A 16,789-nucleotide genomic window follows, 5' to 3' on the forward strand; every position below is an offset into this window, starting at 1 on the left:
CAGCTGAACTAGGCGTTTGCCTGATGGTAGGGAGCGCCTAATTCAGCTTAATTTATAGAAGCAGGTCGGCTTACTTGTTCACTACGTTGACCGGGTTGCCGTTGATAAACGCGGATAAATTATCGACCGTGATCGCCATCAGGCGGGTGCGTGCTTCTTTCGTTGCCCAGGCGATGTGGGGCGTAATCAAACAGTTTTTGGCTTTGAACAATGGGTTATCAGCGGCTGGTGGTTCTTTGGATAACACGTCGATACCCGCTCCGGCAATAATGTCGTTGTTGAGCGCATCGGCTAAATCCTGATCCACGACCAGTGGTCCCCGCGAGGTGTTCAACAGGAACGCCGTTGGTTTCATCAACGCCAAGGTATCTTTGTTCATGAGTCCCTGCGTTTCGGGCGTCAGCGGGGTGTGAATACTCACCACATCCGATTGCGCTAGTAGCTCAGGAACGTCGGCCCACCGGAAATTGGACCGGTGCGACTGGTCCGTATGATGCCGTTTCGAGCCAATGACCTTCATGCCAAAGGCCGTTGCTACGTCGGCTACTTTTTCGCCGATACTGCCAAAGCCGATGATGCCTATCGTTTTGTCGGCCAGTTCAATGAGCGGGTAGTCCCAAAACGAGAAATCAGCCGAGCGCGCCCATTTGCCGTCCATGACCGAATCGCTGTGGCGTTGTACGTGCAGCGTCAGTTCGAGCAGCATCGCAAACGTCAGTTGCACTACCGACATGGTGCTGTAGCCGGGTACGTTGCTGACAATAATCCCGTTTTTCTTAGCTACGTCAGTGTTAACAATGTTGTAGCCGGTGGCTAGTATACCGATGAACTTGAGCGCGGGAAGCTGAACCAGAATGTCCTCACCCAGCGGGGTTTTGTTGGTGAAAATAATTTCGGCGTCTTTGGCCCGTTCCACAACCTGATCGGCTGGGGTGCGGTCGTACACCGTCAACTCACCCAGTTTCTCCAGTCCCTCCCAGGACAAATCGCCCGGATTCAGCGTATACCCGTCTAATACGACAATTTTCATTCCTTAATTTTCGATTGTTTGCACTAATAACACGCTGTTTGGTCAATGGGATAAAGCCGTCAATTAACGAAGTCCGGCGTTTGCGCTTTCTTTTTGGCCGTTCGCAGAATAAGCACGGCCAATGTAGCCAATAAGACTGCCAGCAGCGCAAGGTAGGTATAGCCCGTCGATACGTTCGGTAGCATTGTCGCTTTTTTTGTTCCAATCATCTCATAGGCCGGAATCAGCCACTTCAACGCATACGCCTGCGCCAATACGATAAGACAAATCACAAAGAGCATGATAAAGCTGTGCTTTACCGTAAAGCGGAACAACTCCGATTCTTTCCCGACCAGATTACCTGCCGCGGCAGCTACGGCGATGGATTGCGGAGAAATCATTTTGCCGACAACACCGCCTGATATATTGGCCGATACCGTTACGACCGGATCGACACCAATGGACTGCGCGGTAGCATATTGGAGCTTACTGAACAACGCATTAGCCGATGTGTCGGAGCCGGTGATAAACACGCCCAGCCAGCCCAGTATGGGCGCAAAAAACGGAAACAGAAAACCCGTGTTTGCCAGTACTTCGGCCAGTGTCAGCGTAATACCGGAATCGTTGAGAATGTACGCGAATCCCAACACGGCAGCAATCGTCAGAATCGGGAACTTGAGCTGGTCCAGCGTTGCGCCGAATACGTTGGCACCTTCACGGTACGAAAGACCGACCAGCGGAATGGCGATGAGTGCCGCGATCAGAATGGCCGTTCCAGCTGCCGACAAGTAGTTCAGCTTGAATAATTTGGGTAGTAGCGTTCCGTCTTCGCCCTGAATGGCATTGTGCAGACCCGGAAATTCGAACTGCGCCATCCCCGCCGAATTAAGCGCGTCCTTGATCGGTTGAACGCCCCAGGCAATCACCATAATGGTCAGCACGATGAACGGCGACCAGGCCCGGATCAACTGCCCATTGGTGTAGTTCAGATCAGTGACGATCGTTGCCGCCGGTTCGTTGGCAAAGCGCCAGATGGTTTTTGGTTTCCAGAAGCGCAGGAAGATCATCAGGCAAATGATGGAGCCAAGTCCGGCAATAACGTCGGGTAGGGCAGGGCCTAAAAAGTTGGCCGAGAAGTACTGGAGAAAGGCAAACGAAATACCAGATACCAGAACAGCGGGCATGATTTCCTGCGCCTTTCGGAAACCCGCAATTATCGTTACCAGATAAAAAGGCAGCATGACCGACAGGATAGGCAGCGTCCGGCCAACCATCTGCGAAATGGGTAATTCGGGAATGCCCGACACCTGCGACGCGACCGTAATGGGAATGCCGATGGAGCCAAACGCAACCGGTGCGGTGTTGGCAATCAGACAGATACCCGATGCGTAGAGCGGATTGAAACCAAGTCCCACCAGCATGGCCGCCGTAATGGCCACGGGGGCACCAAATCCGGCGGTGCCTTCCAGAAACGACCCAAACGAGAAAGCAATCAGCAACGCCTGCAACCGCCGGTCGGCGGTGATCGACGCCATGAACTGTTTGATAATTTCGAACTGACCGCTTTTTACCGTGATGTTGAACAGGAAAACGGCCGTGATGATCAGCCAGCAAATCGGGAATAAACCGTATACCGCGCCGTGAGCCGCCGACAGCAACGCCAGTTTGACAGGCATACCGTAGACAGCAGTGGCGATAATCATCGCTAAGCCGGTAGCGATCAGACTGGCCTGATAGCCTTTCATTTTTTTGATGATCAGCGCCCAGAAGATAAACAGAATGGGCACTGACGCCACCAGCACGGATAAAGCGATATTGGTAAATGGGTCAACAACTTGTTTCCAGACCATAGGTTGTATTCAGTTAGTTTCCTGATTCAGAGGTAAAAATAAAACGAGTGTCACTGCGGTATCGGCGGGATGTGGTGTCGGTTTTGAGAAACCGACACCACATTCTGAAAACGGTCAGGCTAAATCGAGCGCGACAATCTCATGGTCCCGCACTTTAGGGACCGCTACCGTTACTTTGCCGTTCTTTAGCTCAAATTTTGGTTTCTGGTCGCTCATGAGCAGTTTAACACCCGTTACTTTTGCCCCCGATGGAACCTGAACGGTCACCTGCGCGTCAACCGGAATCAACTCCCGGAATGGGCCTTTCATCATCATCGGATTGGTTAGGTTAACCAGATGAACCGTCATTGATTTTTGCTGCCGCCACACGTTGACATCAATTACGCCCGGACCCGCTATCGATACAACCGGTTCTTCGTCGAGCGCCCAGTTGATTACATTGCTGAGCAATTGCCCGTGATCGATGCTGAGCATCTGCCAGAACGACCGGTCCAGGTCGCCGGGAATATAGGCCACGCGTCCCTTGCCAACCTGCCGCAGGTAAAGCTCCCGCGTATCGGTCTGGGCCACGCGCGGGTACACATCTTCCATCGGCAAATCGGGATAGGTCGGAATAAGTGTAATCGGACTGGGAAACGTGTCCGTTGGTTTGACGTTGACCTTGTAAACAGAATTGATAATGCGGGGCGTGTCGTCCAGCCCTTTCAGAATCTGCTGCGTCTGGCTGTTCTTGGCGTCCTGCCGTAGTTGTAGGTAACTGTTCCGCATTGGCCCTTCAACCTTCTGATCGTACGAAACGCCGAGCAGACTGGCTAGTCCGAAGTCGGGCCGTTGTTTGCCTTCTTCGTCGTACAGCGATGTTTCAAACGTAGCCACCAAACTCCCGCCATTGTCCACGAAGGCCTGTAACTGCTTGCACTGGGCGTCGGAAAGAGCCGCAATGTTAGGCAGAATCAACAGCTTGAACCGCTTGAGGTCATCGGGTGTCAGCAAACGGTCGTTTACCATGTCGAACGGAACGCGGCTTTCAACCAGCGTGTGGTAGATTCCGTCGAGATGATCACCACTTTTCTGCTGCCAGGGTTTACCGCCGTAATTCCGATCCGTCTGTTCGGAATAGACAACGCCGACGCGGGCCAGCGATGCCGTGTTACGCAGGTACGATTCGTTCTTGTGGTACCCTTCGTACAGGTTAGCTACGGCTTCCATCCACCGCTTGTCGTAAATATCGCCCCCAAACTTCACGAAGCAGGGCCGCATCCCGTTGGCGGTTCCTTCGGCGGCCCAAATCCGGATTTCGGCGTCGCTTTGCACCGAATCTTTCCAACGGAATTCTTCTTCGATACCAACGCTGAAAATACCGATTAAGGGTTTCAGGCCCAGCGTCGAGCGCAATTCTTTCGCTCCTTTCCCGTTAGCCCAGGGTGGTGCCAAACCCCGGCGGGCCTGCTGATCGGCAAAGAACAGATCGGCTTCTTTACCCGTCGTAACTTTATCCGGGAATCCGTTCGGGATGAAGCGGGCGGTTGGTTTCTTTTTGCGAATGTCCGCGTCCCAAACCGCCCACAGTTCCCGCAATCGTTTCATGCGCCATTCCGCCCATTTGCGGTAGGTCGGGTCTAGCTTCTCGGTTTTCTGGGGCAGCTCTAACCCCGAATACGCTTTGAAATTGGTTTTGCAGTGTGCGCAGTAGCAGACATCATGCCCGTGCCAGCGATTTGAGAAGATGCCTTCGGGGGAGAAGTTGTCCATGATTTCCGCATTCACCCGTGTCATAAACTCAAAGTTGTAAGGCCCCAGCGCGCAGGTTACCCACAAATCGGGATTCGCCCAGTGGCGACGTTTTTTTCCGTCGGCGGTTACCGCAATCCAGTCGGGGTGCGCGTCGTAAACGTCCTGACGAGCCGCGTGAGGGTCGGTACGCAGCATGATCTTCATACCCTGTTTTCTACAACCTTCCACCAGATAGCCCAGCGTATTCGTATTGCCCATAAAATCGCTGCGGTGGTGTAGCGGAATGTTGGTCGGGTAGAACGCGACAATGCCACCCGCGCTCAGCAAAGCGCCATCGGCGTGAATACGCTTGAAGTAAGCCAGCCAGAAATCGGGATCATAGTGGCCGGGGTCCCGTTCGACAAAGGCTAACTGTGCCCACCGCATGGGGCCGTCGAGCCAGTAGGATTCAGGGGGTGCTACATGATTCGTCAACAAAGGCGAACCCGCCCACACGGACGCTCCCGAGAAGGCGAAGGAACCTCCCAACAAACCGGTTGTCTTTATGAAATTTCTTCTTTCCATACAGAATCGTGAGGCTGAGTCCTCACGTTAGGATTTGGGTATAGGAATCGTCTGGTTGAAAACGGTGGGGCTGGATGGGTAAAACCGATCGATACGGGAAAATATCTGAACGTCCGCTGGTTTAGTAGTGTAGGTAGGCGGAGTCAGGTAATGACAAGCAAAGGATTTTCGCGTGGTGTCGGTTTCTCAAAACCGACACCACCATAGAAGGGTATCAGATTGGGGCAAATCCAATAGTTCAGACAATACTGGTTCTCAAACCGCACGGGAGGCCCCGCCGACTCCACCGTCAAATGACTTTTCAGAGATTCCGTGCTTTCAACTGCTCAACGGCGTAGCTGGCGGCCCGCGCTGTCAGTGCCATGTATGTCAGTGATGGATTGACGTTGGAAGCCGAAGTCATAGCTGATCCGTCGGTTACAAACACGTTTTTGCAGGCATGTACCTGATTGAATTTGTTCAGGATCGATGTTTTGGGGTCTTTACCCATACGTGCCGTTCCCATCTCGTGAATGCCCAATCCCATGTGTGCAACGGGGTTATCGTAAGCAACCACGTTTTTGAAACCGGCTGCTTCAAGCATTTCGGCTCCGTCGTTCATGATGTCCTTCCGCATTGCCCGTTCGTTTTCGCCGAAATCGGCATCGAACACAACCTGCGGTAAACTCCATTTATCGGTCTGGTCGTTGCTCAGGGTAAAACGGTTGTTCGGATCAGGTAAGACTTCGCCAAAGCCGCTGAGGTTGATTTTCCAGGGACCGGGCTGCGTCATCTTTTTCTTGAAATCAGCGCCGAAGCCCGTTTCTGCTGCCCCCCGCGACCAGTCGGCTCGTGTCGCTCCGCCCTGGTAGCCAAAGCCGCGCAGGTAGCTGCGTTTGTCGGTGCCCCAGTTGCGGAAGCGCGGGATGTACAAACTACCCGGACGAGCCCCAAAAAAGTAATCGTCTTCAAAACCATCGATGTCTCCACGCGCGCCGATAGCCAGGTGGTGGTCCATCAAGTTGCGGCCTAGCTGATCGCTGTCATTACCGAGCCCGGTCGGGAAGCGGGCCGACTTGGAGTTCATCAAAATAGAGGTAGAGCCAATGGTTCCGGCATTCAGGAATAGCACTTTGGCGTAAAAGTCCCGCACTTCCATTGTGTTCTGATCGATTACCCGTACGCCTTTGGCTTTCTGAGCTTTATCGTCCAATATAATTTCTTTGACAATCGCGTTGTGGACAATGGTTACCCGGTTGGTTCGACGAGCCGCCGGAAGCGTAGCGGCCAGCGAACTGAAATACGCGCCGAACGGACAACCCCGCGTACACCGGTTGCGGAACTGGCAGGTAGCCCGGCCCACCGCCGAATGCACCGGCTGCGGCTTGGTCAGGTGAGCGACCCGGCCAATGGTGATCGGGCGATTGAGCTTCTGAGCTACCGATTTTTTTAAATGCAGTTCGGGGGCCGTCATCGCCATCGGGGGCAGAAAATTACTGTCCGGCAACACCGCCAGCCCTTCGGCCTGCCCGCTGATGCCGACGAATTTTTCGACGTAATTGTACCAGGGAACAAGGTCCGCGTAGCGAATGGGCCAGTCGACGCCAAGGCCCTGTTTGGCGTTTGCCAGAAAATCTTCTTCATTCCAGCGGTACGTGTGCTTACCCCACAGCAGTGATTTACCACCCGTATGGTAGGCCCGAATCCAGTTGAATGGCCGCTTCTGCACGTACGGATTTTCTTTATCGTTGGTGAAGAAGAATTGCGAACCTTCTTTGGCTGAGAAGTACATGGTCGCGTAATGTTCTTCGGCGGCTACAATGGGTATTTTGCCGCGATGTTCAAATTCCCAAGGGTCGCTGAAGGCTGTTTTATAATCTTCGACGTGCTTCAGTTCGTAGCCCCGTTCGAGTACCAGCACCTTCAACCCTTTTTCAGCTAGTTCCTTAGCGGCCCAGCCGCCGGTCATGCCCGACCCGACAACAATGGCATCGTAGGTCTGATCTTTGTCTGCTTTGAGATTCAGGTTCATAAAAATCGTACAAGAGTATGTGTTTCCCGCAGCGTGGACCAGTGGTCCACATTACTGTTAAGCTTGATTGCCGTACATGAAATCTTTCTGGCCCGGTTTGATCTTGATCGCTTCGAACTTCCCCGGAATGGGTTGATAATCAAACGACGCTTTTACGCCTACTTCGGAGGTGAAATAACCGAGCAGGGTCAACTCTTTGGTGATAAGCCAGAAAGTCGGGTTCGTGCTTTTTTGGGCGTCGGCTTCGATTTGCTTCAGCAATGCGGTCTGCTGGTCGGTGGAAAGCGTGACGAAATTTTTACGTTCCAGGTCGCTGACACCCGCCAGGAAAATGTCCTGCGCGGCTTTTGTGTAGCAGTCGCGGAGCATTACGTCCATGAAGTCGGGCACGCCCGCGTCGAGCGCACCAGGCGATTCCACGCGGGGCGATTCCACGCCGGGAGACACGGTTCGGGGGATGATCAATTCGGCGACTCGGCCCATAAGTTCATGTTGCGTTTCGCTCAAAAACTTGCCTGTTGGCGTACCTGCTGATGTGGTTTTTGCTATCTGCTCCCACCGATTCATCGCCTGTAGAGTCGGGGCCGAAAAGACTCCGCCCAGCATCCAGGCTACCTGCGTTACTGCTTGCCGTCTGTTCATTCGTTATAGGCTTGTTAACTAAATATCGTTGGTTGTCTTTTAGTATTCGTTGGTGTCCGATTTCCAAACCAGTGTTGTCCGAAATCCGTAAAACGCGTGATAGGGTGCTGGGTGAGTGGTGTCGGCGGGGCCGCCCGCGCGGTTCTTAAAACCGACACACATTGCTGACGCCAAGGGTCGGTTTTGAGAAACCGACACCACCCTAGAAGGACATCGAATTGGGGCAAATCCAACAGTTCGGGCAATATTGATTCTCAAATCAGACTCCACTGAAAGCTAAAAGGCAGATCTATCCAATTCATACCCAGAATTTTGCTTAACCTTTCTTCTTTATTGCTTACGGCCTGGCTGGCCCAACGGATACGGGAAAAGACAGTCGAACGGTAAACATTTTCGCAATCGGTCAGTCGATTTGCGCGGTTTGTCAGCGACTACCCCCGGTGTTTGCAGGACCTTTGTCATGTACTAATTAATCGGCAAAGGCCATGAATACGACCCCTAAACATCTTCCATCCATACTCGTCCTTGGCGCAACCGGTAGCATCGGCTACGCTGTAACCGTCAACCTGCTTGCCCGTCGGCTTCCCGTTACGATCTTGGTTCGAAACCGCGCCAAAGCGGATGCGTTGTTTCCCCATCAGCCAACGCTTACCATCGTTGAAGGGGACGCTCAGGATGCCGATCTGCTGAACCGGGTGGCGCTGGACAAGGATTTTATTTTTCACGGCATCAACTACCGGTACGATCAGTGGTTTGGTAATATGGATACCGTGACCCAAAAGGTCATCGACGCGGCTGCTCAGAACCAGGCGACTATCGTGTTTCCGGGAAATGTTTACAACTTCGGGAACACGAAAACACCCATTCGGGAAGATAGCCAGCCCAATCCCTGTTCGCGAAAAGGCCAGTTGCGCGTTGACATCGAAACACAACTGGAACAAGCCGCTGCTGCCGGTCGGTGTCGGGTGATCAATGTCAGACTGCCGGATTTCTGGGGACCTAATGTCCTCAACGATGGGGTCGCCCCGATCTTTAACAACGCCTTGCGCGGAAAGGCGCTTCCCTGGCTGGTAAACGTTGATATTCCGCACCAATCGGTTTTTACCCCGGATGCTGCCGAAATCATTGCCCGGCTTATGCTGCGTGATTGGACGCTGGAGCGGTCATCGACGACACCTTATCAAGTCTGGAATTACGGCGGAACAACACTGCCGTCGATTCGTGGCTGGTTCGGCCAAATCAGCGGTCTGGTCGGGAAGCCATTGGGGGTGCAGGTTTACAGTCGGTTGTTTATCCGCCTAATGGGACTATTCATGCCCGTGTTACGGGAAGTACGCGAGATGCTGTATCTCTACGAAAATACCGTTGTGCTTGATGACCAGAACGTACTTGCTGTATTTCCCGATTTTCAGCCTATCCCCATGAGACAGGCGTTGACCGAAACACTGACGTGGTTTGCCGAATACCAACAGCATCGCGCATTTACACCCGCAACCGGTAGCGTAATTACAGTTTTAGACTAAGCAGTCAAATTTTGACAAGAAATCTGTTTTATGAAAACGCTATTGAAGTCCGAAGAATTGATTCAGTTTTTAGGGGCTATATACCTGTTCTCCCAGGTGAATTTTGCCTGGTGGTGGTTCCCCGCGCTGCTGTTAGCGCCCGATTTAAGTATGATCGGCTACGCAGTAAATCCCGCTGTGGGAGCGGTTGTGTACAACATCGTTCACCACAAAGGGCTAGGAATTAGTATTGGGCTACTAGGATTGATGCTGGGTAACCAGAACCTGATGCTCGCGGGTATTATCTTATTTGCCCATTCGAGTATGGATCGGGCACTGGGCTATGGTCTGAAGTATACCGATAGTTTCAAGCACACCAGTCTGGATAATCTGTAGCTACCCTACGCGACCTGAGCCAGTCGGTAAGCCCCCGGCGTCACACCCATCCATTTTTTGAACGACCGGAAGAAAACGCTTGGTTCGGCAAACCCCAGCAGATAGGCAATGTCCGTTGTGCTGAGGTTTTGCTCGCGCAGATGTTGAACGGCCAGCTCTTTCCGAACGTCGTCCAGCAGTTGCTGGTACGTTGTGCCTTCGTCTTTGAGGTGAAGCTGTAACGTCCGAACGCCCATCGCCAGCCGGTCGGCAACGGTCGTTAGCGTTGGTTCTTCTCCTTTCATTAACCGGACGATCTGGGCTTTGACCCGACTGCTCAGCGAAGGGGCTTTAAGCTGATTGAGCAAAGCGGTTGCGTGCTGCTCAAACATCGCCGACAAGCTTGGGTTCGCGTTGAGCACTGGTGTGTCGAGCAGGGACGCGTCCAAGACCATTGCCGTTACATCCGCATCAAAGACCAGGCGGGCGGGGGCAAAAATGCGTTTATGCTCGCTCGTGTCAAGCGGACGCGGGTAGGCGAACCGAATCTCGCGAGCGGTCGTAGGAAGGCCCGTCAACGCCCGAATCGCCGACAAGTAAATGGATAGCTCGGAATTCAGTGTGTGTTCGGGATAAATAATGTCGGGACTGGTAATGCGCAGCGACAAAACGAACTGATCGTTCGCGTCGTCGGTATGGATCAGCGTACCGCTCGTCTGAACACCTTCACAAGCAATGTCCTGGTACTGGCAGAGTTTCTCGAACGCTTTCCCCAGCGTGGGACTGTGCATCATCACGTAGGCCAGCACACCTACGGAAACCGGATTGATCATTTCCCCTAATTTAAGCGCAATAGTCGTGTCACCGGTCACATCTATTATCGCGCGCCAGAGCGCCTGCACCTGCCGAATCTGAACGCGTCCATCCGGATTACGCAGTTCGTCGGAGCTGATCCCTACGGCCTGCGCCAGCGCATGGGTATCGGCTCCGCGTTGCTGGGCGGCAAACAGGATTAAATTGATCGAAGCTACGGAGAGCGTATGATTCGTAGAGGACGTAGACACGGGCGTTTGTTGAAAAAGTCTTTCGTAGGGAACAAGCAAGTCAGCGTAAGGCACTATTCGGATCAAGCAATGACTTGTCAATAACCAGGATCCTAACCTAAGCTATCTATCGCTGCAAGTTCTTAAAATACAACACGAACCGCAACAGCCGACCCATCTTATTCGGTAACGTTATGCAATAAGTGTCTGATTTGCATAAGACCAGTCTGTGGTCCGTTTTTGGAAGAACACGTCAGGCATTCGGTAGACAAAAATAGGAGTTTAACGCCTATTTAGCGCCTTTTAACAAATCCTAACAGGCACGTCAATAGATTTTGTGCAACTTTTATGCACTAGTTTAACTCCTTGTCGTGATGAAAACGTACTTAATCACCTTGTTAACCACTGGTTGGCTGGCTGCACTGTCTGCAACCGCTCAGACGACCCAATCGGGCAGCCCGATTTCGGGTAAAATCACCTACGAAGGCATGCGCCGGATTGATCGTTCGCAGATGCGGATGGTTGTCAACGGGCAGGAAGTTCGGCCGGGCAGCGCCGGAGCACCGGAAGCACCCGAAGGAATGCCTGAAGTCATTTCTTTTACGCAAAAACTCGTCTTCGCCGGAACGATGGCGAAAGAAGAACGGGACCGTCCGCAAAACATGATGTTCCGTCAGAACAGGGGCGGAGATAATGCTGATAATGCCGGTGGACCTCCACGCGGAATGCGAATGTCGCCCCCCTTCGAGCAGGATACGTATCTGGACCTGGCGAACAGAAAACGAATCGATGTTATGACCGTCAAGCGCGATTCAACTAGCCAGATATACCGGTCAGAAAAGCCAATGCCAACGGCCAGCGATTGGCAGACGAGCGATAAGACCAAGAAAATAGCGGGTTTCACCTGCCACAAAGCGACGGCGACGCACCGCAAGGAAACGTACACCATTTGGTACACGACCGATTTGCCGTTCACGTATTCGCCCGTTGCCGATCTGACGCCACCAGCGGGCGTTGTGCTTCAGATCGAATCGGACAATCAGTCGTTTAAAGCTACGGGTATCTCGAAAGAAGCCGTAGACGCTGTGGCTGTAGAACCTCCTGCTAGTGCCAAAGTCATCTCGGCGGAAGAAATGGAGCAGGTTCGCCGAAAATCAATGGCCGATTTTCGCCAGCGCATGATGTCGTCAATGCCGGGTATGGAACGTAACTAAAACGCAGCGGTGTAACACGGACAAGATGTCCGCACCACCGCGCTACACCTGCACATGATACCATCAATGCCCACATAACGTGGCGATGCGGCATACCGACATCCTGCGTTACCATCACACTACAAACATGAACCATTCTTTTCGTTCGCGTCTGTTTTTCGTCTGTTTTCTGGTCGGGAGCCTATTGAGCTTGACCGTTGGTTGGGCGCAGGCGCAATCGGGTACTGTTAAAGGTGCCGTCGTAGATTCCGTCTCTCGAAAACCGTTGCTTGAAGCGTCCGTTTCGCTGTTGTTAGCCCGTGACTCGTCGCTGGTTACGTTTGCGATTACGGATGGCGAGGGACAATTTGTCTTTAAAAATATTGCGGAAGGGCAGTACCGCGTTCTGGTTACCTATGTCGGTTATCGGGGTGCTTCTCGGCGCGTTTCGGTGACGAAGGCAGAACCTGTTGGCAATGCCGGAACGCTTGAATTACTGGCGCAGTCGCAAACGTTGACGGAGGTATCAGTACAGGGCGAAAAAGCTCCGATGGCGGTCAAAGGCGACACGTTGGAGTTCAACGCGGGCTCGTTCAAAACGCAGCCGAATGCGCAGGTTGAGGATTTGCTCAAAAAACTACCGGGCATTCAGGTTGACCGCGATGGGACCATTACGGCGCAGGGACAGACGGTTAAAAAAGTGCTCGTCGATGGAAAACCGTTTTTTGGCGATGACCCAAAGATGGCGACCCGTAACCTTCCCGCCGATATTATCGATAAAGTACAGTTGATGGATCAGTTATCGGAACAGTCCGCGTTTTCGGGCGTTGATGACGGCGACCGGTCGAAGACGATCAACATCACGACGAAGAAAGATAAGCGAAAAGGCACGTTTGGACAACAGTCGCTGGCGGTTGGTCCCAAACCGGGAGACGATGCGCGCTATTCGGCAAAAGCAACGCTCAACCGGTTCAGCAATGGGCAGCAGATGTCGATTCTGGGCATGGCGAACAACATCAACCAGCAGGGCTTTACGGCGCAGGATTTAGGTCTCGGCAATAATTTTGGGGGGAGCGGGCAAGGATCGGGTGGTAATTCGGGCTCAGGTAGCTTTGTGCGCAACGGTGGGGGCGGAGGTTCGGGCAACGGCAATGGCCAGGTCGGTAACAACGCGATTACAAAGTCATGGGCGGGCGGGATGAATTACCGGAACAGTATCGGCAAAAAGATCGATCTGGCGGGTAGCTACAACATCTCGAATACAAACACGCTGACCAATCAGAGCAGCCGTCGGGAAAACGTTTTACCCAGTCTGGGCACGTCCGGCACGACAACTCGTACCGACTCGACGTTTGTCCGCAACCAGACAAATGGTTCCGAGAACAGCAATACAAACAGCCGCGTCAACCTACGGCTCGATTATCGGTTGGACTCGCTCACAACCATCCGGGTTATTCCCAATCTGTCGTGGCTAGGATCGAGCTATATGAACGAAAGCCAGGCGCGGACCGTCAATAGCGCAGGGAGAACGACCAACACGAGCAATACCAACTACAATTCGACGGGCGACGGCTTCAACGGCAACAACTCGTTGTTTCTGTTCCGTAAATTTCGCAAGGTTGGCCGGACATTTTCGGTAAACTGGAACGTGGCGATGAACAATCAGGATAATGAAGGCATCAACAAGTCATTCACTCAATCCACAACACCCCTGTCTACTACAACCGGTGCATCATCGACCCCGACGACCAGTGACAGTCTGTATTCGCAAACCATTAATCAGCAGAACAACCAGCGGACACGTTCGATGACCAACACCATCAACGTGTCTTACACGGAACCGCTGTCAATGCGGCAGACCCTTGAGTTTCACTACAACCTGTCGAACAACCACAACGAGTCGAACCGAGCGGTAACGGATTTTAACGAAACGACCGGCCAGTATGACCGTGTCAATGCGTTGTTGAGCAACAATTTTATTAATACCTACATGACGAACCGGGGTGGGCTGACCTGGCAAACGAAGCGACTAAAATACACCTACGCCCTTGGTCTTGACGGGCAGCAGGCTAGCTTGCAATCGGACAACCTTAGCCGGGAGACGAATCTGAACCGCACGTTTACCAACTTGCTCCCGAACGCGCTGTTTACGTATAATTTCGCCAAAAACACAACGTTCCGGTTCAACTACCGCACGCGGGTCAATGCGCCTTCGGTAAACCAGTTGCAGCCCGTATCGATCAATACGAATCCATTGAATATCCAGTTAGGAAACGAGGCACTGCAACCAGAGTACAGTCACAACCTGTCGTTCAATTTTAACCGGTTCGACCCGACAACGTTCCGTAACTTATTTGCGTCGATCAACGCCAGCCGAACAGACAATAAGATCGTTAATTCAACTGCATTCGGTCCGTCCGGTGAACAAACAACCCGGCCTGTCAATACCGACGGGTATTATACAGTAAGCAGTTTTCTGGTACTGGGCCGGGCACTTCGCTTCCAGGAGCAACGGGTCAATCTGAACCTGAATACCAACCTGACTTACAACCGGGGAACGAGCTTTGTGAACGAGCGACCGAACCTCGCGCAAAACTGGCTGATCGGACAGGGCCTGAGTTTGAATACGAACCTTGACGATAAGCTGGACTTGAATCTGTCGGGCAATATCAGTTTGCAGTCGGCGAAGTATTCGTTGCAGCCACAACAAAACACGACCTACCTGAACCAGACGGGTACGCTGGATTTGTATTATCAGCTTCCGCTCCGGTTCACGTTTACCACCAACGTAACATTCAATCACTACGGTGGCGCGTCGGGAAGCTACAACCAGTCGTTTACACTGTTAAATATGGCCTTGTCTCGTCAGTTATTCAAGCAGAAGCAGGGCGAGTTGCGCTTGCAGGCGTTTGACCTGCTCAACCAGAACCGGAGCGTGGTTCGTAACGTCACAGACACGTACGTTGAAGAAGTGCAAAGCCGGGTGCTGAATCGCTATTTTACACTAAGCTTTGTGTACAACCTGCGCAACTTCGGGGCAGGTGTTACGCCACCGTCAAATAATCGCTTCATGCGTCCGGGCGGCCGCGACGGACAGGGCGATCGTGGATTCCGGCGAAACGGATAAATTCACGCAAATAGTCTACAAGCGCATCATTGTGAGTAGTTCGTAAAAGGCTGCTCCGATGATGCGCTTTTTAGTATTCGGTTACTCGATCGTTGTTGTTACGACATTAAAATCCAGCTAACTGAATTAGTAAATCTGATTGTATCCAACTGAAAATCAGTATCGTAAAAAATCTGGTATAAAAATTTTCCATTAAAAGTGTGGAAATTGCTCCCCATTTATTTGGCATTTATTCCACAATGCCATACTTTTATATAACCGAACTTGGTTTTGACCTATATCTCTAATGAAGAAAATGCTCCTGACGGCGTTTGGCGTCGTCTCGTTTGGCATCGTTCAGGCCCAAACCGTACCGACCGTAACTAAAGATTTTCTCACCGTAGCGAATCAAGTACCCTCCGTAACTCAAGAAGTACCCACTGTAACTACTACCAAAAAGGCATTATACGAACAGATCCCCTTAGTCGGTGATCTGATTGGTTTTGCGAAAGAACATCTCTCGATCCGTTACCGCTCCGGTGGAAGCAGCAAACGAGGCTTCGATTGCTCCGGTTTCACGCGGTTTTGCTTCAATCAATTCGGCATTACGCTGCCGCATTCAAGTGCCGCTCAGGGAAATGTTGGTCGTGCCATCGATAAGGCCGACGCGCAACCCGGCGACTTGATTCTCTTCAAAGGACACAGTTCAGGCGGAAGCCGAATCGGACATGTAGGGCTAATCACCGAAGTTGTTGGCGACCAGATTAAATTCATTCACTCAGCCTGGAACGGAGGTGTCCGTTACGATTACCTCCATGCTTCGTATTATGATCGCCGGTTTGTTGGCGTTCGGCGCGTGGTTGAGCTTTTAGCGAATCAATAAAAATCTACATACAAAAGAAAGCGGGTTAACAGTCGAACTGTTAACCCGCTTTCTTTTGCTGGCGTACGTATCAATCTAGCCGCAATGTCGTACCTGCTCCCTGTTGGACTGCTGCGGCTACTTCATCGGCGTGGCAGATAACAACCTTCGATACGCCATTGGTAAGCGCCTTAAACGCATTGTCCAGTTTCGGAATCATGCCTTTGTTGATGGTTCCGGCTGCTTTGTGTTCGGCGTAAATCGAAGGCGTCAACTCATTGATAACGCTGTTGTCATCGTTCGGGTCGGCGAGAACGCCTTTCTTCTCAAAGCAGTAAACCAGCGTAACCGTGTTATGCTTTACCATATCCACGGCAATGGCCGAAGCCATGGTATCGGCATTGGTATTTAACAGCTCACCGGCTTCACTGTAGGTAAGTGGGGCAAAAACGGGCGTCAGATCCTGATGCAGAAAAAACTGGATCTGTCCGGAATTTACTTCGTCAATATCGCCGACCATCCCGTAGTCAATATCGTTGACCGGACGTTTTTTCGCTAGGACGGTACCCGCGTCAGCACCGGTCAGGCCAATTGCGTTGACATCGAGTGCTTGTAGTTTGGCTACGATCTGTTTGTTCACGAGGCCGCCGTACACCATCGTCACAACGTCGAGCATTGGCTGGTCGGTAATTCGGCGACCTTCGACCATCGTGGTTTGGATACCGAGTTTGTCGGCGACCTGGGTGGCTACTTTTCCTCCTCCGTGAATAAGAACTTTAGCACTGGGCAGCCCGGCAAAGGCGGTCAGAAAACGGGTTAGTGCGGCTGGATCGTCAATTACGTTTCCGCCTATTTTGATAACTGTAAGCGTATTCATTGTCCGGTTAATCGTAAATGA

12 protein-coding genes are annotated in these 16,789 nt (G+C 52.2%); 5 read left to right on the forward strand and 7 right to left on the reverse strand.

Going from position 1 to position 16,789, the window contains the following annotated elements; all coding sequences use genetic code 11:
- Window positions 1-70 precede the first annotated feature (70 nt).
- From LQ777_RS05650 to LQ777_RS05670, 5 genes are all read right to left on the reverse strand, one after another.
- Window positions 71-1,030 carry a D-2-hydroxyacid dehydrogenase gene (locus tag LQ777_RS05650; protein ID WP_232561546.1) on the reverse strand — a complete coding sequence of 320 codons (960 nt, stop codon included), beginning with the start codon at window positions 1,028-1,030 and terminating at the stop codon, window positions 71-73.
- Window positions 1,031-1,089: 59 nt separating this feature from the next.
- On the reverse strand, window positions 1,090-2,859 hold the full coding sequence (locus LQ777_RS05655) for an L-lactate permease (RefSeq protein WP_232561547.1): 1,770 nt from the start codon (window positions 2,857-2,859) through the stop codon (window positions 1,090-1,092).
- 114 nt (window positions 2,860-2,973) lie between these two features.
- Window positions 2,974-5,157, reverse strand: a complete 2,184-nt coding sequence (locus tag LQ777_RS05660) for an alpha-amylase family protein (protein WP_232561548.1) — start codon at window positions 5,155-5,157, stop codon at window positions 2,974-2,976.
- A gap of 301 nt (window positions 5,158-5,458) precedes the next feature.
- Complete coding sequence (locus tag LQ777_RS05665; protein WP_232561549.1) at window positions 5,459-7,168, reverse strand: GMC oxidoreductase; 1,710 nt, start codon at window positions 7,166-7,168, stop codon at window positions 5,459-5,461.
- A 57-nt stretch (window positions 7,169-7,225) separates the two neighbouring features.
- The gene (locus LQ777_RS05670) at window positions 7,226-7,810 is read right to left on the reverse strand and encodes a gluconate 2-dehydrogenase subunit 3 family protein (protein WP_232561550.1); all 585 of its coding nucleotides are present in this window, start codon (window positions 7,808-7,810) and stop codon (window positions 7,226-7,228) included.
- A 485-nt stretch (window positions 7,811-8,295) separates the two neighbouring features.
- Between LQ777_RS05670 and LQ777_RS05675 the strand changes: the two genes are divergently transcribed.
- The gene (locus LQ777_RS05675; RefSeq protein ID WP_232561551.1) at window positions 8,296-9,333 is read left to right on the forward strand and encodes an NAD(P)H-binding protein; all 1,038 of its coding nucleotides are present in this window, start codon (window positions 8,296-8,298) and stop codon (window positions 9,331-9,333) included.
- Between the two features lie 30 nt (window positions 9,334-9,363).
- Window positions 9,364-9,708, forward strand: a complete 345-nt coding sequence (locus tag LQ777_RS05680; protein ID WP_232561552.1) for a DUF4260 domain-containing protein — start codon at window positions 9,364-9,366, stop codon at window positions 9,706-9,708.
- 5 nt (window positions 9,709-9,713) lie between these two features.
- Here LQ777_RS05680 and LQ777_RS05685 read toward each other — a convergent pair whose 3' ends face one another.
- Complete coding sequence (locus LQ777_RS05685) at window positions 9,714-10,751, reverse strand: AraC family transcriptional regulator (RefSeq protein WP_232561553.1); 1,038 nt, start codon at window positions 10,749-10,751, stop codon at window positions 9,714-9,716.
- A gap of 353 nt (window positions 10,752-11,104) precedes the next feature.
- Between LQ777_RS05685 and LQ777_RS05690 the strand changes: the two genes are divergently transcribed.
- The 3 genes from LQ777_RS05690 (at window position 11,105) to LQ777_RS05700 (ending at window position 15,912) form a co-directional block, all read left to right on the forward strand.
- Window positions 11,105-11,944 carry a GLPGLI family protein gene (locus LQ777_RS05690; protein WP_232561554.1) on the forward strand — a complete coding sequence of 280 codons (840 nt, stop codon included), beginning with the start codon at window positions 11,105-11,107 and terminating at the stop codon, window positions 11,942-11,944.
- Between the two features lie 127 nt (window positions 11,945-12,071).
- Window positions 12,072-15,050, forward strand: coding sequence for an outer membrane beta-barrel family protein (locus tag LQ777_RS05695; RefSeq protein ID WP_232561555.1), 2,979 nt, complete (start codon window positions 12,072-12,074; stop codon window positions 15,048-15,050).
- 286 nt (window positions 15,051-15,336) lie between these two features.
- Entirely contained in the window at window positions 15,337-15,912 is a 576-nt protein-coding gene (locus LQ777_RS05700; protein WP_232561556.1) for a C40 family peptidase, read from the forward strand.
- A gap of 70 nt (window positions 15,913-15,982) precedes the next feature.
- Here the strand turns inward: LQ777_RS05700 and argB are convergent, their stop codons facing one another.
- Complete coding sequence (gene argB / locus LQ777_RS05705; RefSeq protein ID WP_232561557.1) at window positions 15,983-16,768, reverse strand: acetylglutamate kinase; 786 nt, start codon at window positions 16,766-16,768, stop codon at window positions 15,983-15,985.
- Window positions 16,769-16,789: the final 21 nt, after the last annotated feature.

It is taken from the genome of Spirosoma oryzicola (assembly GCF_021233055.1).
In the GTDB taxonomy this organism is placed as follows: Bacteria; Bacteroidota; Bacteroidia; order Cytophagales; family Spirosomataceae; genus Spirosoma; species Spirosoma oryzicola.